The 19,552-nt window shown below is 35.0% G+C and carries 19 protein-coding genes; 3 read left to right on the plus strand and 16 right to left on the minus strand.

What is annotated here, in order from left to right; all coding sequences use genetic code 11:
- Positions 1–43 precede the first annotated feature (43 nt).
- The 9 genes from O1A01_RS14680 to O1A01_RS14720 all read right to left on the minus strand — a co-directional run bounded on the left by O1A01_RS14680 (position 44) and on the right by O1A01_RS14720 (position 12,758).
- Entirely contained in the window at positions 44–1,267 is a 1,224-nt protein-coding gene (locus O1A01_RS14680; RefSeq protein ID WP_270064415.1) for an MFS transporter, read from the minus strand.
- Positions 1,268–1,281: 14 nt separating this feature from the next.
- Positions 1,282–2,325: an ArsR/SmtB family transcription factor gene (locus tag O1A01_RS14685; RefSeq protein WP_270064416.1), complete on the minus strand. Its 1,044-nt coding sequence runs from the start codon at positions 2,323–2,325 to the stop codon at positions 1,282–1,284.
- Between the two features lie 203 nt (positions 2,326–2,528).
- Positions 2,529–2,987 carry a hypothetical protein gene (locus O1A01_RS14690; protein WP_270064417.1) on the minus strand — a complete coding sequence of 153 codons (459 nt, stop codon included), beginning with the start codon at positions 2,985–2,987 and terminating at the stop codon, positions 2,529–2,531.
- 148 nt (positions 2,988–3,135) lie between these two features.
- Positions 3,136–4,752, minus strand: a complete 1,617-nt coding sequence (locus tag O1A01_RS14695) for an ABC1 kinase family protein (protein ID WP_270064418.1) — start codon at positions 4,750–4,752, stop codon at positions 3,136–3,138.
- A gap of 268 nt (positions 4,753–5,020) precedes the next feature.
- The gene (locus O1A01_RS14700) at positions 5,021–5,626 is read right to left on the minus strand and encodes a phosphatase PAP2 family protein (RefSeq protein ID WP_270064419.1); all 606 of its coding nucleotides are present in this window, start codon (positions 5,624–5,626) and stop codon (positions 5,021–5,023) included.
- Positions 5,627–5,856: 230 nt separating this feature from the next.
- Positions 5,857–8,292 carry a DNA topoisomerase IV subunit A gene (gene parC, locus O1A01_RS14705; protein WP_270064420.1) on the minus strand — a complete coding sequence of 812 codons (2,436 nt, stop codon included), beginning with the start codon at positions 8,290–8,292 and terminating at the stop codon, positions 5,857–5,859.
- A 3-nt stretch (positions 8,293–8,295) separates the two neighbouring features.
- Entirely contained in the window at positions 8,296–10,266 is a 1,971-nt protein-coding gene (gene parE / locus O1A01_RS14710) for a DNA topoisomerase IV subunit B (RefSeq protein ID WP_169714885.1), read from the minus strand.
- Between the two features lie 252 nt (positions 10,267–10,518).
- The gene (locus O1A01_RS14715) at positions 10,519–10,932 is read right to left on the minus strand and encodes a CoA-binding protein (RefSeq protein WP_066411091.1); all 414 of its coding nucleotides are present in this window, start codon (positions 10,930–10,932) and stop codon (positions 10,519–10,521) included.
- A gap of 74 nt (positions 10,933–11,006) precedes the next feature.
- Positions 11,007–12,758: a glycosyl hydrolase family 18 protein gene (locus O1A01_RS14720; protein ID WP_270064421.1), complete on the minus strand. Its 1,752-nt coding sequence runs from the start codon at positions 12,756–12,758 to the stop codon at positions 11,007–11,009.
- A gap of 160 nt (positions 12,759–12,918) precedes the next feature.
- On the opposite strand from O1A01_RS14720, the gene plsY reads away from it, so the two are divergent.
- Positions 12,919–13,503 carry a glycerol-3-phosphate 1-O-acyltransferase PlsY gene (plsY, locus tag O1A01_RS14725; protein WP_443081787.1) on the plus strand — a complete coding sequence of 195 codons (585 nt, stop codon included), beginning with the start codon at positions 12,919–12,921 and terminating at the stop codon, positions 13,501–13,503.
- 75 nt (positions 13,504–13,578) lie between these two features.
- Here the strand turns inward: plsY and O1A01_RS14730 are convergent, their stop codons facing one another.
- Positions 13,579–15,366 (minus strand): S9 family peptidase, encoded by a 1,788-nt coding sequence (locus O1A01_RS14730; protein ID WP_270064422.1) that lies wholly within the window; start codon positions 15,364–15,366, stop codon positions 13,579–13,581.
- Between the two features lie 169 nt (positions 15,367–15,535).
- Here O1A01_RS14730 and O1A01_RS14735 point away from each other — a divergent pair, with 169 nt between their 5' ends.
- Positions 15,536–16,708: a CapA family protein gene (locus tag O1A01_RS14735; RefSeq protein ID WP_270064423.1), complete on the plus strand. Its 1,173-nt coding sequence runs from the start codon at positions 15,536–15,538 to the stop codon at positions 16,706–16,708.
- Positions 16,709–16,778: 70 nt separating this feature from the next.
- Here O1A01_RS14735 and O1A01_RS14740 read toward each other — a convergent pair whose 3' ends face one another.
- Entirely contained in the window at positions 16,779–17,273 is a 495-nt protein-coding gene (locus O1A01_RS14740) for an NUDIX hydrolase (RefSeq protein WP_066411098.1), read from the minus strand.
- A gap of 97 nt (positions 17,274–17,370) precedes the next feature.
- Between O1A01_RS14740 and O1A01_RS14745 the strand changes: the two genes are divergently transcribed.
- Positions 17,371–17,658, plus strand: coding sequence for a HesB/YadR/YfhF family protein (locus O1A01_RS14745; protein WP_066411099.1), 288 nt, complete (start codon positions 17,371–17,373; stop codon positions 17,656–17,658).
- 29 nt (positions 17,659–17,687) lie between these two features.
- Here the strand turns inward: O1A01_RS14745 and O1A01_RS14750 are convergent, their stop codons facing one another.
- The 5 genes from O1A01_RS14750 to O1A01_RS14770 all read right to left on the minus strand — a co-directional run bounded on the left by O1A01_RS14750 (position 17,688) and on the right by O1A01_RS14770 (position 19,512).
- Positions 17,688–17,996 carry a hypothetical protein gene (locus tag O1A01_RS14750; protein ID WP_066411100.1) on the minus strand — a complete coding sequence of 103 codons (309 nt, stop codon included), beginning with the start codon at positions 17,994–17,996 and terminating at the stop codon, positions 17,688–17,690.
- A gap of 13 nt (positions 17,997–18,009) precedes the next feature.
- Positions 18,010–18,426, minus strand: coding sequence for an acyl-CoA thioesterase (locus tag O1A01_RS14755; RefSeq protein WP_066411101.1), 417 nt, complete (start codon positions 18,424–18,426; stop codon positions 18,010–18,012).
- Positions 18,427–18,769: 343 nt separating this feature from the next.
- Positions 18,770–19,009, minus strand: a complete 240-nt coding sequence (gene tlp, locus O1A01_RS14760; protein WP_270064424.1) for a small acid-soluble spore protein Tlp — start codon at positions 19,007–19,009, stop codon at positions 18,770–18,772.
- Between the two features lie 150 nt (positions 19,010–19,159).
- Positions 19,160–19,312 (minus strand): acid-soluble spore protein N, encoded by a 153-nt coding sequence (locus O1A01_RS14765; RefSeq protein ID WP_066416596.1) that lies wholly within the window; start codon positions 19,310–19,312, stop codon positions 19,160–19,162.
- Between the two features lie 68 nt (positions 19,313–19,380).
- Positions 19,381–19,512 (minus strand): FbpB family small basic protein, encoded by a 132-nt coding sequence (locus tag O1A01_RS14770; RefSeq protein ID WP_270064425.1) that lies wholly within the window; start codon positions 19,510–19,512, stop codon positions 19,381–19,383.
- Positions 19,513–19,552 lie beyond the last annotated feature (40 nt).

Raw genomic sequence — 19,552 nt, forward strand, 5'->3', positions numbered from 1 at the left:
CCCTAAAAATATTCTATTTAAGGTAATGAATTTCCTCTTAATATTACGAAGCAACTCTTTCTTGACTGTTTCTTTCATCAATAAACTTAAAATATGGTAAACACATTCCTAGTAGTGAAACTAAACTAATGATGAAACCAATAAAAAGGTATAACGGTCTTACCCCTAACATTTCACTTAATACACCACCAGCAAGTACTCCCAATGGCATTGCACCTCTTATGATTAGTAAACGCACTGAGAACACTTTCCCCATTAGTTGATTAGGGACCGTTTGTTGGCAAATCGTTGTATTATGTACACTAAAAATAGCCATTACTATTCCACCAATTACCTCGGTTGTTATTGCTAATGGAATACTATAGGTAAAACAAAGCGCTATAAATGTTAAGCCTCCTATAAAAAGAGATCCCAACATGAGAAATCTACGACTCTTATATTTTAATTTTGACACCAGTAAAGCACCGATAATGTATCCGATAGGAAAGCCCGCCATAAAATACCCATATTCAGCAAAAGTCCCTCCTAATTCTTCTGTAATGTATGGAAGAGTTGTTACCATCGTTACTCCTACTCCGAATTGGACAAATGCTAAAAAAATACCTAACCACACTATGACTCTCTGAGTGAAGAAAAAAGAAATTCCTTCCGAAAAATCGGCTAACCATGTTTTTCTTACATCTGGTCTATTTCTCTGTTCTCGAATAAAAAGTAAAGTAAATCCACTAATAATCATAAAAGAACTCACAAGTGTAAGAGTAACTGTAACACTCGTATACTCAATTACTATTCCAGCAATGATTGGAGATAAAAAAGTCATTAAGCGGGCAGTTCCGTCAATGTATGCATTTGCTGACTGTAGATGTTTATCTTCTACTATAGTGGGGATAATCGCATGGTTTGCAGGTACATAAAGAGGTGTGATTAATCCAACGATACACTGTACAGCATAAATGTGCCAAACTTCTAGGTTACCTATTATTAATGCCATTAGTGGAATAAGAAATACGACTCCCCTTGTCCATTGCGAGAGTACCATAATCCATTTTCTGCTCCAACGGTCAATATAGGGGCCTATAAAAAGTTGAAGAATTAGAGATGGTAAAAAATATAGAAGCCACATACTCCCAAGTGCTAGAGTAGAACCTGTAAGTTGATAGATTAATATAGAATTACAGAAGGTTCCGAACGCGCCACCAAGCTCTGATATTCCATTTCCTACCCATGTACTAACAAACGAGCGATTCTTTAATAAAGAAGAGTTCATAAGGTCACCTATCCTTACCGTTTTAAGTACTGATTTAGTTCCTTGAAAAGCAATTTTACTACATTCGCTTTCAAGGAATATTTCGCACCATTCATTTCAACTAATTTAGCGGCACGTAATATTTTTAGATGGTGATGAATCGTCGTTTTCCCCATATTTAATATTTCTGTTAGTTCTTGGAGCGATCGGTCATATTCCGATAAAAGCTTGACTATTCGAAGCCTTGTTTCATCTCCTAACGCCTTATGCTTTTGAACTAGGAAGTTACTTGGCATATATTTGTCATTTGGTGAAAGGCTTTCATTTGCGACCGGATAGTAAAATACTTTTGTGTCTTCTATATCTGCTTCAATATTCCAAGGACGATAGATATACTGTGGAATGAGTAATACATTATGAACACTTGGCTCGGGGAGATAATTAACTCCACCAGTTGCCCACTGAACAAGTTCTTCCGGGGACAGCTTTTCTCTCATTTCGTTTTTAGACTCATAATCTATCTTTAAAATTTGATTTATCTTTTCTAACTCTGGACTTACTACTGCTTCATACCATAATGTCATAACTTCTATTAGGTGAGCTTTAAGTTCATCTGTGTTGCTGTTACTAATGAATTGTATGTATTGAGGGAAAAAGGGATTTTCACTCGTTTTCTCTTTCAGTTCCATGACTGCACTCTCTTCTCCAGCAGCTGCCGCTTCCCTCAATTGTTGATACTTCTCTCCAATATAAGGCAGACATGTAAATTTAAATTTCAAACTTTGTAACGATTCAATACTAGAACAGAATTCTTTCAAGTTATTACTTTTACATTGATGTAGCAGTTGTAAAAGTGCCTTCCAAGTATTGTGCTCCTCGACATAATCTAAATGATCTATAAGAGTCGTGGACAATGAACCTCTAAGTTCTTCCCAATATGATTTTGGTCTTTCCAAAGTATCAATTAATCGGGAGTTCGTTACTGCTGCAATTCCAAGGGCACATTCCCATAGCGGTGAATAAGCCACCTGAACGTCATACGTTTCTCTTTTCCTACTTGTTACGTGAAAAACTTCCATCCGATCACCTCTTTAATGTTAATTTGGTTATATTATACATAAACTGAAATTTATATTCAATAAATACTGAATATATTGTTCTATAAATTCTGAACAAATATAGTAACTTAATCAAAATAAAAAGATGCATTTCTATTTTTTATGAAATGCATTCCATCAGTTCAACTACCTTTAATTTGGTTTTCCTGTTTTTTTGGATTACTCTACTCCCCAGTGTGGTAATCAATTTCTTGCTCTTTTCTTAGTTTTATTCCTGGCGTTTCCTCCCTTGCTGACAGGAATTCATCAACCTCTTCAATGTTGGATGACTTAAAGACCAACGTCTCTGAATCAAAAATTACAAACGAGGGAAACTCGTTAAATTCAAGTTTCTCTACATATTCAAAAGATTCAATACCAGGATATTCACCTGGTACTAACCAAATATATGTCCCATATAAAAGGGTATCTAAACTTTCTTTACTTAAAAATTGATTAAAGTTCACACTATAATAATCTTGTATTTCCCGCGAGTCAGAATTCTCTTTATCCTTTCCTGGAATGGCATATAGCATATAAAAATCAGAATGCGAAGAAACTAAATGTTCTATCATCTCTTCCTCTTTCACATTACCACAACCAGTTATTGTCAATAGTAATAATCCAATTATCAACAGTCTCAAATATAGCACCTCCACATATATTCTTATCTTAATGTAACTAAACTTAATACGTAAGTTTATTACCTTCAACAAATAAAAGCGATAATCCTTCTAGAATCATCGCTGCCTGGTATAGTCACCCACTAAAGCTTATAGAAAAAAATCTAATTTATCCTCTTCGTTTTTCATGCATGAATTTCATCCATCTTTTTAACTTAAAACTGGTCCAAAAGTAGCCGACACCGGAGACGATAGATACTCCGACTGAAAGCTGTAAGAAAAGTTGATGGGACGTATGGATACCTATCCCAATTCCTATAATCCCTAAGAATACTATTTGAAATAGCTTCTTTTTGTTATTTTCATAGATAGTAAATTGAAAATGTCTACGTTGCTCGGTTTCTTTTATAACCTCTAGTTTTTGAGGTAGTTTTAGAAATTCTGTAAAAGAATGGATAGTCTTAAATAAAGGCTGTGATTGTAACCAAAACGAAAGAAACGACCAACTGTTATTACCTTTTTTACTTAACCAACTCATAAATACAGTTTTTAAGACGTTCATTAGTTCCTCATCTGATGCCAGGCTACGAAGCATTCCTTCCATTGTAATGAAAGATCGACCTAAGAAAACAAATTTAGTTGGCACTTGAATTGGAAGTGCTTGAATGATGTCATTTATCTCCAATTTTAAGGCTATAAGATCGATTTCTTTTAATTGTGTAGTAGATTGATAGGACAGTAATTCAGCCATCAACTTCTCCATCGTTCTTGGATCTGCTTCAGGTAGTAAAAATCCTAAGTTCGTTAAGCACTCTACAGCTTTAGGGTAATTTTTTGATAATAAACTTTCAATTAATGTTTGAAAATTGGTAGCATCCTTTTTGGAAATGTTCCCTATCATACCGAAATCTAATAATATGATTTGTCCTTCTTTTGATACAAGAACGTTTCCTGAATGGGGATCTGCATGGAACATACCTGGTTCTAGCCACTGGGGAAGAAAAACTTCCATCAAACGTTCAGCCAATTGTAATTTAGTAATTTCTAATTGACTAATCCCTTCTTCATCTGTCAACTTTATTCCATCGACCCATTCCATAACCAAGACATTTGGTGTACATAGTTCAGAATACACGGTAGGAATTTTCACCACATCAACAGATTTATAATGTTCTTGACATTGATGTAGGTTATTTTTTTCCTGCGAAAAATCGAGTTCCTGTACAATAACTTCCTTAAGCTCTTTAAATAAAACCTTTAAGTTTATAAATCCTTTTGGCATTGGAACAAAATGATGAGCAAACCAAATTATAATACTTAACGTACGGAAGTCTGTTTGTATGATGGATTGAATATTAGGACGTTGTACTTTAATAGCAACTGATTCACCATTTTTTAAAACACCTTTATAAACTTCCCCTATGGAAGCAGATGCTATCGCTTTTTTTTCGATGTGAAGTAAAAACTTGTCTAACGGAGCTCCCCATTCCGCTTCAACAATACTATTAATTTCTTCCCATTTAGAAGGAGGAACTTGATCTGTAAGACCTTGAATTTGTCGTATAAATCCATTGGGAAGTAAGTCCGCTCTAATACTTAGCAATTGTCCAACTTTAATAAGTAACCCTTCTAATTCAAATAATGTTTTCCGAAATCTACTCCCTATTTTCACCCACAGTGTTTCCCAATCTGCTTCCGTTTTTTTAGTTACTTTATACCAATAAATTTGAATAAAAATGACAAATGCCATCGACAGTACTTTTGACATTCGTTTTATATTGCTCATAAATACCATAATACTACTTATTTCCCTCCTAATAGTGACACGGGTTGTACATATTGGTTAAGTCTGCCCCAGCCCCTATAATGTAAAAATTTATTTAGTAACCCAAAAAAAGAAGCATGAGGTAACGGAGTAACTTCACACTTCTTCGTTCGATTAATAAATTCTACATAAAAAGTGCTAACCCTTCTCTTGGATCCACACTTATTTTTTTGATTTGCTTTTTTGAGTTTATAACTCATTGTCTCGACTAATTTTTAATAAAGCGCTGTTAATTTGCTTTATATTTAGTTATAATCCTTTCCTTTACATTTATAAATCCCCATATTGTGAACGTAAGCCAAGACACACTTACTAAATAAGCACCCATAATATCACTCGGAAAATGAACACCTAAATATATTCTACTTACCCCAATAATGAGAATAAAAAATGCGCTTATACAAACTAACAAGATTCGTCCACTGTGTTTAGGTATATGTCTCCACAACAAAAAACTAATTATACCATACAAAGATAATGCTGCCATTGAATGCCCACTAGGAAAACTGTACCCCTCTTCTATAAGCATTCTATAAAAATTTGGGCGTTCTCTATGGAAAAAATTCTTTAACAACACATTAATCGTTGTGGAACCAATTAACACAATAATATAGAGAATTAATTCCACTCGTTGGCGAAAGACCTTGTATAGAACAAATAATATAATGATGGAAATAATTATTACTCGGATTGTATCGCCGATATAACTAAAAAACTTCATTACGGAGGTGATGTTTGGATGCTCTAAACCTTGAATATATTTTATTGTTTGTATATCCATTTTTTCTACAATATTTGAATCATATGTATTAGCTAAAAAGATAAAAAAAGTCAAACTGAGAACACTTAGTATTATTAGGTAGTTGTATTTAGTACTCAATTTTCCACCAACTTTATTATTTTTCTCTACAGATTTCCATTGCATCATGTTAATTTAAGTATTTATTATAGGGTGTATTTTATACAGAAACTTTTTAAACTTCTCCTAACAAAAAACAAGCGAATTAGAATACTAATTCGCTTGTTAAAACAGTTTATTTGTTTTTTTCTGCCACTAGACTAGAACTACTTACTCTCTTCTTCTTTTCGTACCGTCCAAGCAGTCACTACTTCTCCTGCTTCTTGTTGGTCCAGAACAAAAGATCCGTTACTGTACCGATCGTTATTTCTATAATTAATTGGATCGATTTCTTCTACAATGCCTTTACTTGTTTCTATGTGTACAATTACTTCGTCCGAAACGGCAACAACAGAGGCTATTTCATGTGGATTTGTTTTTACTTCCCGTAGCATTACTAAGCCTCGTTTTGCTCGTGACGCTCTTTCAAACTCTGTAATTTTCACCTTTTTCACCGAACCACGGTGGGTTGTAATCATTAATTGCTGATGTTTATTCGGCTCGAAAGCTAGTCCACTAACGACATAATCGTTATCTTTAAGATTAATACCTTTCACACCTGCAGCTCTTGCACCAACAATATTTACCTCTTCTTCACCAAACCATAAACCATAACCAGTACGTGTTGCTAAGAAAATATCAAAATGCCCGTCTGTTAAATATACAGCTACGACCGAATCGTCTCCCTTTAAATTAATAGCAACTAACGATTTCGAATATCGTTGTGCCTTATAATGAGAGAGCTCCGTACGCTTGACCATACCGTTCTTCGTCATAAACAATAAATATTTATTTTCCTCAAAATTACTCACTGGGATAGCTTTAATTATTTCTTCATCGCGATCAATTGGTATAATATTCGCTACGTGCTGCCCCATATCTTTCCAGCGAATATCTGGGAGTTCGTGAACAGGAATAAATAAATAATTCCCTTTGTTTGTAAATAGTAGGACTGTTTCCGTTGTATTTACTTCTAATTTGTGGAGAATTCGGTCTGTTTCTTTCATACCGAAATCTTTCCCGTTTGATGCACTGTATGATCGTAAACTCGTCCTTTTTACGTAACCATCTTTCGTAACCGTAACAATTACGTCTTCAGAAGGAATCATCACTTCTAAGTTAATTTTAATTTCTTCTATTTCCGCTTCAATAATCGTACGACGTTCATCGGCATACGTCTTTTTCACGCGTTTTAACTCTTGTTTAATAACAGAAAGAAGCTTTTTCTCACTACCTAAAATAGCCTCTAGTTCCGTAATTTTTTTATGAAGCTCTTCTGCTTCTGCTTGTAATGCCGTTATATCCGTGTTTGTTAAACGATAAAGTTGTAACGATACGATTGCTTCCGATTGAGCTTCCGTAAAATCGAATTCCTTTATTAAATTATCTTTTGCATCTCTTTTATCTTTTGAAGCACGGATTGTTGCGATCACTTCATCTAAAATAGATAGAGCCTTCATTAATCCTTCTACAACATGCTGGCGTTCTTTTGCTTTTTCCAACTCATATTTGGAGCGATTCGTAACCACTTCTTTTTGATGGTTAATATACGCATCCAACATATGATGTAATCCCATTAGTGTAGGACGTCTATTTAAAATACCTACCATATTGAAATTATACGGAATTTGAAGATCTGTATTTTTGTATAAGAAGTGAAGTATCCCGTTCGCATCGGCCTCTTTTTTTAGTTCAATAACGATTCGAAGTCCTGTACGATCTGTTTCGTCCCGTACTTCTGAAATCCCTTCTACTTTTCTATCTAATCGAAGCTCGTCCATCTTTTTCACTAGATTTGCTTTATTCACTTCGTAAGGAATTTCGGTAATTACGATTTGTTGCTTTCCACCGCGAACCGATTCAATGTCCGCCTTACCGCGAACGATTATTTTCCCTTTACCAGTTTCATAAGCTTTCTTTATTCCGTCTACCCCTTGAATAATTCCGCCAGTAGGGAAATCTGGACCTTTTATTACTTGCATAAGCTCGTCGACTGTACAGCTAGGCTTGTCTATTCGCATTATCGTGGCATCAATCACTTCTCCTAGATGATGAGGAGGAATGTCTGTTGCATAACCTGCAGAAATTCCTGTTGATCCATTGACTAAAAGGTTAGGAAACATTGCTGGTAATACAACTGGCTCTTCGCTCGTATCATCAAAGTTCGGAATAAATTCTACCGTGTTTTTATCGATATCACGTAGTAATTCTGAAGATATGGCAGAAAGTCTCGCCTCGGTATAACGCATCGCTGCAGGTGGGTCTCCATCCACACTACCGTTATTACCGTGCATTTCTACTAATACATTACGGACTTTCCAATCTTGACTCATACGAACCATCGCTTCATAAACGGATGAATCCCCGTGCGGGTGATAGTTACCTATTACGTTACCGACTGTTTTAGCAGATTTACGAAACGGCTTGTCTGCAATATTACCTTCCGCATACATTGCATATAAAATACGGCGTTGTACTGGTTTTAAACCATCACGTGCATCTGGAAGTGCACGTTCTTGAATGATGTATTTACTATATCGGCCGAAGCGATCACCTAACACTTCTTCTAACGGTAAATCATGAAACTTCTCTATCTCTGTCATTCGTTATACCTCCTCTGCTGCGACCAACACATTATCATTTTCCAAAATATTAGGGTCATCTTCTAATCCAAATGCTACGTTCATTTCTATCCATTTTCTACGCGGTTCTACTTTATCACCCATTAGTGTTGTAACACGGCGTTCTGCTCTTGCAGCATCATCGATACGAACGCGAACTAACGTTCTAGTTTCAGGATTCATCGTCGTATCCCATAATTGATCTGCGTTCATCTCACCTAATCCTTTATAACGTTGTAACGTGTAGCCACGGCCAACCTTATCGATTGTTGCTTGCAATTCTTTTTCTGACCAAGCATATTCAATGACCGATTTTTTTCCAGTGCCCTTACTAACTTTATATAGTGGTGGAAGCGCAATAAATACTTTTCCTGCCTCTATTAACGGTTTCATATAGCGATAAAAGAATGTTAACAGAAGAACTTGAATGTGAGCTCCGTCTGTATCAGCATCCGTCATAATAACAATTTTATCGTAATTAATATCATCGATTGTAAAATCAGCTCCGACTCCACCACCAATTGCATGAATAATCGTATTTATTTCCTCGTTTTTGAAAATATCTGCTAATTTAGCTTTTTCTGTATTTATAACTTTACCTCTTAGTGGTAAAACTGCTTGGAATTTTCGGTCACGCCCTTGTTTTGCAGATCCTCCGGCAGAATCTCCCTCTACTAAATAAAGTTCATTTTTTTGCGGATTACGAGACTGAGCTGGTGTTAGTTTTCCACTTAACAATGTTTCAGAACGTTTACGCTTTTTCCCGCTTCTAGCGTCTTCACGAGCTTTTCTAGCAGCTTCTCTCGCTTGGTATGCTTTTACTGATTTTTTAACAAGCATCGTACTTGTCTCAGGGTTTTCTTCTAAAAAGTAAGCTAAATGTTCAGATACAATGGCATCTACGGCTGATCTAGCTTCACTTGTCCCTAGTTTACCTTTCGTTTGCCCTTCAAACTGAAGTATTTCTTCCGGTATACGGACAGAAACGATTGCACTTAATCCTTCGCGAATGTCCGTGCCATCTAGATTTTTATCTTTTTCTTTTAACAAGCCTACTTTTCTGGCATATTCGTTTATAATACGTGTCATTGCCGTTTTGGCTCCAACTTCATGCGTACCACCATCTTTAGTACGAACATTGTTAACAAAAGATAAAATCGTTTCGGAATAGCCATCATTAAACTGAAAAGCAAATTCCGCTTCAATCCCATTTTGTTGACCTTCAAAATAAACGACCGGATGTAAACTATCTTTTTCCTCATTTAAATATTCAACAAATGCCTCAATTCCATTTTCATAATGAAAAACTTCTTGTTGATCATGACGTTTGTCAATAAGTTCAATCTTTAAGCCTTTTAGTAAAAAAGCTGATTCTCTTAAACGCTCGCTTAATGTTTCGTAATTATAAGTAGTCGTGCTAAAGATAGTTGTGTCTGGCTTGAAGTGAATAGTAGTCCCTGTTTGTTTCGTAGTTCCTATCTTTTCAAGTGTCGATGTTGGCTTTCCGCCACCTTCGAATGTTTGTTCGTATATATACCCGTCACGCTTAATGGTAACCTTTAACCATTCTGAAAGCGCATTAACAACGGAAGCACCTACACCATGTAGACCTCCGCTCGTTTTATATCCGCCTTGACCAAATTTACCCCCAGCGTGTAAAACCGTTAGAATAACTTCCGGGGTCGGTTTTCCCATTTTATGCATTCCAGTAGGCATACCTCTACCTTTATCCGCAACACTAATGCTATTATCTTTATGTATTGTAACAGTAATTTGATTACCGTGACCTGCTAAAGCCTCATCTACGGAGTTATCTACAATTTCATAGACTAAATGATGTAACCCTCGGCTATCGGTACTACCGATGTACATTCCTGGACGTTTCCTAACAGCTTCTAAACCTTCTAGTACCTGTATGGCATCGTCGTTATATTCAAACTTGTTATTGTTTGCCACAAAAAACATACCCCTTTCAATCTAACAACCATCTACCTATATGTATCGGTAGATATTTCATTTATACAAATATTCGTATTTATATTAACACACATTTATTGCTTGTCTAGCAAGAAAATAGACGAAGGATTAAAATTAGTCTGTTCTTCTTCCCTACAGACATACGTACTGACTAGCAAAACATTCGCTTGTTTTCTTCTAATAAAAGAGATAGAAAAGCCCTTGTTTTGTAAACAAGGACGTGAGAGACTTTTATTTGGTTAAAGCATGCTCTACTTTTATACAACGGTCCATAATGACTGTATAACCTGCTTCTTTTAAGAAGTGGTACGCTTCTTCATTTACTAAACCTAATTGTGCCCAAAAAATGTCTGCATCAATGTTAACAAATTCTTTCGCGACATCCATTAAATGCTCTGATCGTCTGAACACGTTAACGATATCCACATGTCCTTCGATTTCAGCAAGTGAGGAAACTGCCTTCACTCCGAGCACTTCGTCAACAGTAGGATTAACAGGGATTATTTCGTAACCTGCGTCCTGCATCGCTTTTGATACCATGTAAGAAGTTCTCTCTGGATTGTTAGATAAGCCAACTACCGCTATTCTTTTACTCTTTTTTAATAGTTGTCCAATTTCTTCTCTACTAGGGATTTCAATGCTCATGAAAATCGCTCCTTTTAAACCATCTTACTTATATATACTTGTTATTGTCTCATAAATATATTCAAGATAAAAGTCTAATCTCCATTTGAATCTGAAACAACTTCAATGTGCTGACTATTTTTAGACATTACTTCCCATGCAGAATCGTTTGCAAATACCCTACTCCAAGTAGCCATTCCTGCTAATTGGTATTGATGAACAAGCTGAACTCTTTTCGCTAACGACGTTTCATCTTCTAGCCACATTTTATACGTTGCATTTTCTTCTTCATTTACAAATTCTACATAATTTTGTTTTGTTTTCTCTTCATAATTAGGAGTTAATTCATTTTCCTCTATCCACTCATTTGCAGCATCCATACTAAGAGCACGTGATGTAACTTGAATGTTCCCATTTTCCGTTACTTCCTCTTTCCAAAGTCTCGTATACAGTGGAATACCTAAAATAAGGCGATCATGTGGTACGACCTTTAATAAAGTTTTTAAATTGCTTTCCACCCACGGTAAGCTTGCTACGCTTCCTGCAACTGGGGAAGTACCCCAATGTTCATCGTAAGCCATTACAATTAAATAATCGACTAGTTCTGCAAGCTCCTCCCGTTCATAAAATAGGGACCAAGTAGGACTAGTAGAAATAAACGTTATGTCCATAGACACAACTAGCCCTGCTCTATGAAAATAAGGAACTGCTTCACGAACAAATTGCGTAATGAATGGTCCGTCCTCTAAGCGAACGTTTTCTATGTCCAAATTAATTCCATCCAAGTCATACATATCACTATACTGTAGTAATTGGCGAATCATTTTTTGTCTCTTTTCGAAACTACTGAATACTTCATGAGTCATATCTAAATCTTGAAAATCATTAGCAAACAAAGCCCATATTTGATATCCTTCTTCCTTTGCCCAATTCACATATTCTAAAGAACCTAAATTAGAAATATCGCCTTCTTCATTTTGAATATGAAACCAAGTTGGAGAAACTATATTGACCCCAGGCATGTTAGGAAGTTTTGATGTGTCTGGGTTATAACTATAAACAGCCTCCCAAGTTAATTGAATAGGCCATGGTAATTGAACTCGATTCGTATCAATTTTTTCCTCTTTTTGCTCTGCTACATATTGTTGATACGTTATTTCAATAACTTCTTTTTTAACATAACCAGCAATTCCATTTGATTGCCGAACGAAATAATAACCATCTTTTTCACTTTCTATAATTACTTCTTCTCCTTGTTGTAATTCACTTGTATATGGTGATTGTAAGGAAGGTTCATTTCTTAAATATTTTAAGTGCTCTTTACTCGGTAATGTTTTACCTAAAACAAGTATATCACTCGTATCTCTCACCATAATAATTCCTGTAGATGTATTTCTATTAATTTCTTTGTCATAAAGATCTAATAGAGGTTCAACAGTCACATATATTTCATTATCTTCACTAATAATTGTAGGGACTTGAAATGAAAATGATTCTTCGTTTAAAAAATAGTTTAAAGAGTTTATTGGAAACTGAAAAACTTTGTCTTTCGTTGTAATAATTACTGATTTACTTTGCTCATCATAAACAGACGTTCTATCAATGTGTTCCATAAAAAAAGAGAGAGGAAAGTAGATTACGTCTTCTTGAATTAATGCTTCTTTTTCATATATTTTCCCTTTATAAATAATTGGATTTGTTAAGTCGGTATATTGCAGCTTTTCATTAGATGGAAAAGGAAAAAGAGAAATAATTGTAATAATAACAGTACAAGCAAATAAGATTCCTACTATACCTATTGTTTTTAAACTTTTGTTTTTTTCTTTTGTTTTTACATCATGCATCATGTTAGATTCCTCCCCTATTACATTTTAAAGGAGGTTCCACAAAATTAGTATAACTTTCTCGAAATTGTATAAAATCGGTAGTTTAGATTGCAAAAACTTCTTTGCTTTTTTTCAAATTTGACATATATTAAAATTAAGCTATACATAAAGGAGTTTTGGAATGATTGAAATTATTATTGTTATAATACTTGCTTATTTACTTGGTTCCATTCCATCCGCCTTAATTGTCGGTAAAGTTGGTTATGGCATCGATATTCGAGAACACGGAAGCGGAAATTTAGGTGGAACTAATACTTTTAGAACACTCGGAGTCAAAGCAGGATTAATTGTTACCATTGCAGATATTTTAAAAGGTACGGTAGCAACTGCACTCCCTATCATTTTTGCTGCTGACGTACATCCTTTACTAGTAGGTTCGTTCGCTGTTGTTGGACATGTATATCCTATTTTCGCAAAATTTAAGGGTGGGAAAGCAGTAGCAACTTCAGGTGGTGTATTACTCTTTTACTCACCATTATTATTCGTCATTATGCTTGCTTGCTTTTTCTTATGTCTTTATTTAACGAAATACGTTTCATTATCTTCTATGATTACAGCAGTTGTTGCAACCCTATACAGCTTGTTTCAAGGAGATGGTGCCTTAATTATAGTTGTGTCCATTCTTTCAGCATTCGTCATTTTTAAGCATAGGGCAAACATTAAAAGAATAGCGAATAAGACAGAACCTAAAATAAAATGGCTTTAACCTAAAGTAAATAAGCTTGTAGCGCAAATTATTATGCTAAAAAGGCTTCCTTTACGGGAAGCCTTTTTTCGTGTTTTATTTAATATAATTATCTAAAAACTCTAGTATTGTTTTATACACTGTTATTTCATTTTCCTTTTTTGTGAAACCATGCCCTTCATCGTCTAATACTAAATATTGAACATCTCTACCTTTTTCTTTTAATGCTTCCACAATTTGATCTGACTCTGCCTTTACTACCCGTGGATCGTTTGCTCCTTGAATAATAAGCATCGGTTGTGTCATTGTATCTAAATACGTAATTGGAGAATCAACGGTTAAGCGCTCTTTATCTTCTACCGGATCACCGACCCATTGCTTCATTGCAGGCTTCCAATGTTCTGGTACTGACTCAATAAATGAAAATAAATTACTTACACCAAAGATATCAATAACTGCTTTAAAGTATTCTGGGTGTCGCCCGTGTAATAATAGTGCCATGTAACCACCATAGCTTCCACCCATTAATAGGATTTTATCTCGTTGTGCATATCCATTTTCAATTAACCACTCTAATCCTTGAATGTTATCTAGTCTTGGCCCATGTCCCCAATCTCCTTCTACCATTTTCATAAACGATAGGCCGTAGCCAGATGATCCTCTGAAGTTTGGTGCAAATATACTGTACCCACGGTGTATTAAGTATTGGAAATAAGATCGGAAAAATTTACGTTCCGACGCTTGTGGACCACCGTGTGGCCATAGGATAACATGACCATTGGAGACCTCTTCTCTTGCACGGAAAAACAATGATTCTATTTCCAATCCATCATAGGAAGGATACTTTAATACTTCTGGATCACATAACTCCTCTTCTGTAACTCCAGGAACATTTAAATTTGTCAACCGCTCCCATTCACTAGCATTTAATTTTTTTCTAAATATATTAAATGGTTTAATAGCCGTACGTCCTAATAAATAAACAGTCCCACTCTTTGCTACGACTACTTTATCAACGATGTCTACTGGTATGTCCACTTTTGCTAGCATTTCAGACTCGAGGTCGTAACTGTATAGCTCGTCTTCTACACCTACTGTTGAAGTTAAGTATAATAAGTTTCTATCCTTATCTAACTTTATTGCCTCAAAATCTAGATGATCTTCATGCGTTAGACGTGTAAAAATTCCTGTTTCCATATCATACTTAGCTAAATAACTAAAATCGTCATCATAGTTAGTTGTTAAATAGATAGTGTTATTAGAAGCAAAAACGATGTCACTAACGGTATGTTGTTTTTCTGTTTGAGGTGTTATTTGCTTTACTGATTCCCCATCTACTAAATACGCTAACGTATATGTATTAGCAAAATGTTTAATTACTAATTTTTTTTGGCCATCTTTTGAAACGTCTGCTAAATACGTAGGAGCAATTTCTCCTTCTAAAAGCAACGATTCTTCTTCCGTATCAACATCATATTTGTAGGCATTTAAGTATGTTGGGTTATTTTTTGTGCTTGTATAGTATAGCGTCTTACCATCCTCAGAAAAAATAGGATTCATATGTCTACTTTCCGCCTCATAACGAACTTTTTTTAGCTCGCCTCCATTGTTCGGTAGCGCATATAATTGGGTTAATTCATTTCCGTCATCATCGAAGCTTGCCATAATATAAGATCCATCTTTGCTATACTGAAGGCTATGACAGCTTTGGTTATGAAATGTTAATTGATACGGGAATTGACTCGGTAAATCCATTGCCCATAAGTTGTAATGACCTGTAAAATTACTACTAAACACTAACTGTGATTCGTCTGGACTTACTGCAAAGTTTTGAATAAAATATACACGAAAAAACTGCTCAACACTAGGCTTGTTAAATTTCATTGTTTCATCCTCCTTTTTCGTTCCATTTCTTATTTCGATATTCGAATTATTATCACCTTCTACTATTTAAAATTTTTCGACTTTTTTTTCAAAAGGTTCACCATTTATAGGTAAAATGTATTATAGTGAGATATATGTAACATATTAGCTAAAAAAGGGGAAATACATCTTGAAGAACAATTGGAGATTCATTTTACCTGTTCTTATTTTTTTATTATTAGGTAGCGCTTTATTATCTTATATTTTTTATCAACAATCAGCTTCAAGTACAGTACCATCATCGAACGAACCTCAAATCGTTCACACACACGGTGCTAAATCGGTTGTATCGTTCGATAGAACTGTTACAACAGAAGTAACACTTTCTGCTGTAGGAGACTTACTTATACATGATTCTGTTTATCATACTGCCGAAACAGCAGATGGATATGATTTTAAACCAATGATAAACCCTGTTAAACAATATTTGATGGAAACGGACATTTCCATCGCGAATCAGGAAACAATTATCGGAGGAACGGAAATTGGGCTTTCTAACTATCCTTCTTTTAATAGCCCTTTTGAAGTTGCTGACGCCTTATTAGACGCAGGTATCGATATAGTGAGTATTGCTAATAACCATACGTTAGATCGTGGGGAACGTGCTATCATGAACGCAATAGGGCATTACGAAAAAATCGGGATGCAATATACTGGCGGTTATAAAGATGAAGAAGATCGTGATACTTTAAGAACGATAACTAAAAATGGATTAGTCTTTTCATTTCTTTCCTATACATATGGAACAAATGGAATTCCTATACCACAAGGAAAAGACTATTTAGTTAATCTTATTGACCGCGAAAGAATAGAAGGAGATATTGCACATGCACGGGAACATTCCGACATTGTCATTGTAAGTATGCATTGGGGAGTTGAATATGTTTTATATCCAAATCAGGAGCAAGAAAGTCTTGCCCAATTTTTAGCGGATGCTGGTGCAGATATTGTCATTGGCCATCACCCTCATGTATTACAGCCAATGCAATTTATAGAGAAAAAAGATGGCGGAAAAATGTTTGTTGTGTACTCATTAGGTAATTTCTTATCTGCACAAGTAGGGAATTATAAAGACATTGGTGGAATTGTTCAGTTACGTATTGCAAAAACAATCGATAAGGACGGTTCTAGTGTTAATATCGAAGTGGATCAATTTATTCCTACGTATGTGTCTCAATTACGCTCGGCAAAGTATCATATTGTTCCATTATCAGATGCTGGCGACTACGGTTTTTCTAACGCGGCAGCTAAAAATAACGAAATGATGGACCATATGTTCCAATGGATTAATGATGGACAATAAAATAAAAAAAGGTAGCTAATTAGCTGCCTTTTTTTAGGTATGTTTACGAATAATAAAATTATTATGTAAACTAACTTTTTACAAGTTTTTGCTTATAAACAGACTGAGTAAAATCGGTTGTTAGTGGCTTTTGTTCATACAGTATTATTTCACCTTCAGAAGTATATTGAAATGAATGTTCTATAACTTTGTCCCCATGTAAAATATCATTAATAAAATATTTTATGTTTGATACAGCTTCTTCTGATTCATTTAGCCAGTTTATACTTTTCCAAGCCAGCTTACCCTCTGGCCCTTCTATTAAATCACCATGAACCCCATTTCCAACAAATACATACATACCACCTTCGTTATTCCATGTCACGATACCTCGAAAAGAAACGTTTTTTACCTCTAATCCGGTTTCTTCTACAATTTCCCGTTTAATACTTTCATAAGGTGTCTCGTCCTTTTCTATTTTTCCCCCTACACCATTCCATTTAAATTGATTTGGTGCTTTGTTTCGGTATAAGAGTAAGAGTTGCCCGTTTTTTTCGATAAAGCAAATCGTGTAACGTAAAATCATTCTACTTCCTCCGGTTCTTTTTTTTGGTTTTCTATTTATTATTTATATATAATAATAATAAGTCCTTGTTTAGGTACAAGAAGGGAGTTTATTTAAAATGCAAATTAAATTAGAAAAAGAAGCTTTTGATTGGTATAAAGAAGAATTAGACCTTCATACAGGTGATTCCCTCCGATTTCACGTTCGTTATGGTGGCTGTAGTAACATTCAAAAAGGTTTTTCCCTGGGAATTGAGAAAGAAAAACCTGAAAGTCCTATTGCAAAAGTAGAAATAGATGGGATTACTTTTTATGTAGAAGAAAAAGAGGCATGGTATTTCGAAGGGCACGACCTCGTTATTTCTTACGATTCAAAATTAGATGAACCTGTATTTAATTATGAGTAATAGATGGAGGTGATGTTGTAGATACAACATCACCTCTCCTTGTTAATAAACTTATTGTATTGTTCCCATTGATGTTCAGCTTGTAATATCTCTAGTTGTTTTTCTCCAATAAGATCAAAATGAGGATATTGTTGGCGATTATGTATCCATTCTTTTCGCAAATCGTACTTTTTCCCCCAATCAACTAATTTTTCTACATTGGAACAACCTACTTTTGTTACAGTAGTAATTCCTTCAAACTTTGGGTGAATCCAATAATGAGTTAAAAAAGCAATCTCTCCATTACGTACTTTTGATTTCCACTCATTTAATTCGTCTTTTTTTATTCCAAAAGCCATTTAGTATTTCCCCTTATTTTTTTGCTTGCTCATAAGCTGCGTGCCACTCTGGATACACTTTTCGAATAATGATAGGTCTGAACGTATCTTTTTTTACGCATACATGTGAGGAGGTTCCAGTTAGCGCAGTTTCTCCTGTTGGAGTAAATATTTCATAACCATAAACGACTCTAAATCCATCATATTGGTCAATCCATGTTTTAATAGTGGCCATTTCTCCGTAGCGTAAAGGTTTTTTATAAGAAACTTGAATATCGATAACTGGGGAAATAATTCCATCCTCTTCCATAGCCGCATACGAAAATCCTAAATCCTTTATTATTTGTGTTCTTCCTAACTCCATCCAAACTAAATAATTCGCGTGATAAACGACACCCATTTGATCTGTCTCTGCATATCTTACTTCTATTTCCTTTGTAGAAACTAACATTACTTTATACCCCTAACTTCATTGTTTTATTTTTCTATCATATCACATTTTGGAAAATAGCTTCACTAAATAAGTCTATATCCAACATGTTGCAAAAGAACAAAAGCGCAGGCGCTTCGTTCAGGCCCGTGCAAACTGGACTGTTACGGTTGTGATAAAGGAAACACGGCGACGGAGGAGCCGATGTTGACTTATGTACTTCGGATAAGGGAAGTTTGATAGGGCCTAAGCACCGGAGCTAGACGTAGCAACACAAAGTTAGTAGTTATCCACAACTTTCCACTTTTATAATTTCCTAAACGACAAGGAAAAAGCAATCGGTACATAACCGATTGCTTTTGTTTTAGGACTGGTATCCGTTTTCTCTTGCTGCTGCTTCGTCTTTTATTTCTTCCCTCATAGCAGCTATACTCTCTTCACGTCGATGGTTTTTCGCTTCAATATTAGCTCTTTCTTCACTACTAGCATATGCTAAAGTCTCATGAGATTCTTCAATATTTTCTATTGTGTTTTGAACCATGCTTTGCAGCTTTTCTACATTATCGCTTCGATCATCTGGTTTTGGTTGGTTATGACGTGTCATCTTTCATTCCTCCTTAAATATAAGTACTACAGATATATTTTCTACCTAATAAAAATCAATATCACATGTAAAACTTGCCTATTGTATTTTTCCACTTAGTAACTAATACAGAAAAAAGTCCTGCTACATATAACAGGACTTCATACAATGTTATTCTCCTTTTGTTTGGATAACTTGGGCATGCTGGCCAGATTTATCTTGCATTTGTTTTCCTTTATTTCCACCAGCACTTCTTGGTTGTGTACCCAAATGATTCGGTACGAAATGTTCACTATTTTTTTTGTAGTGTTTGCTTTTACTCATTTATATCCCCTCCTATACGTAGCATCCGTCATAAGGGGAGAGAGTAAACGAAGAAAAATTTAGTAAAACTATTCTACCTTCTTCAAAATCTTTTCTTCTAATCGCGCTTCAATTTTTTTAAGAGCTTCTTCATCTTGTAACAACTGCTTTTTATTTTCAAGAACTAGCTCCTCAAATGAACGTTTTTTGAATTTTCCCATAATATCACCTACTTATTACTATTGTAATAGTATTAATGTC

Origin of the sequence: Sutcliffiella sp. NC1, assembly GCF_027594365.1 — a bacterium.
GTDB lineage: Bacteria > Bacillota > Bacilli > Bacillales > Bacillaceae_I > Sutcliffiella > Sutcliffiella cohnii.

Excerpts from the sequence above, each read along its gene's own strand:
- O1A01_RS14680 (WP_270064415.1), bottom strand. The coding sequence starts at position 1,267 with ATGAACTCTTCTTTATTAAAGAATCGCTCGTTTGTTAGTACATGGGTA.
- O1A01_RS14685 (WP_270064416.1), bottom strand. The coding sequence starts at position 2,325 with ATGGAAGTTTTTCACGTAACAAGTAGGAAAAGAGAAACGTATGACGTT.
- O1A01_RS14695 (WP_270064418.1), bottom strand. The coding sequence starts at position 4,752 with ATGAGCAATATAAAACGAATGTCAAAAGTACTGTCGATGGCATTTGTC.
- parC (WP_270064420.1), bottom strand. The coding sequence starts at position 8,292 with ATGACAGAGATAGAGAAGTTTCATGATTTACCGTTAGAAGAAGTGTTA.
- O1A01_RS14715 (WP_066411091.1), bottom strand. The coding sequence starts at position 10,932 with ATGAGCATTGAAATCCCTAGTAGAGAAGAAATTGGACAACTATTAAAA.
- O1A01_RS14720 (WP_270064421.1), bottom strand. The coding sequence starts at position 12,758 with ATGATGCATGATGTAAAAACAAAAGAAAAAAACAAAAGTTTAAAAACA.
- plsY (WP_443081787.1), top strand. The coding sequence starts at position 12,919 with ATGATTGAAATTATTATTGTTATAATACTTGCTTATTTACTTGGTTCC.
- O1A01_RS14730 (WP_270064422.1), bottom strand. The coding sequence starts at position 15,366 with ATGAAATTTAACAAGCCTAGTGTTGAGCAGTTTTTTCGTGTATATTTT.
- O1A01_RS14740 (WP_066411098.1), bottom strand. The coding sequence starts at position 17,273 with ATGATTTTACGTTACACGATTTGCTTTATCGAAAAAAACGGGCAACTC.
- O1A01_RS14745 (WP_066411099.1), top strand. The coding sequence starts at position 17,371 with ATGCAAATTAAATTAGAAAAAGAAGCTTTTGATTGGTATAAAGAAGAA.
- O1A01_RS14750 (WP_066411100.1), bottom strand. The coding sequence starts at position 17,996 with ATGGCTTTTGGAATAAAAAAAGACGAATTAAATGAGTGGAAATCAAAA.
- O1A01_RS14755 (WP_066411101.1), bottom strand. The coding sequence starts at position 18,426 with ATGTTAGTTTCTACAAAGGAAATAGAAGTAAGATATGCAGAGACAGAT.
- tlp (WP_270064424.1), bottom strand. The coding sequence starts at position 19,009 with ATGACACGTCATAACCAACCAAAACCAGATGATCGAAGCGATAATGTA.
- O1A01_RS14765 (WP_066416596.1), bottom strand. The coding sequence starts at position 19,312 with ATGAGTAAAAGCAAACACTACAAAAAAAATAGTGAACATTTCGTACCG.
- O1A01_RS14770 (WP_270064425.1), bottom strand. The coding sequence starts at position 19,512 with ATGGGAAAATTCAAAAAACGTTCATTTGAGGAGCTAGTTCTTGAAAAT.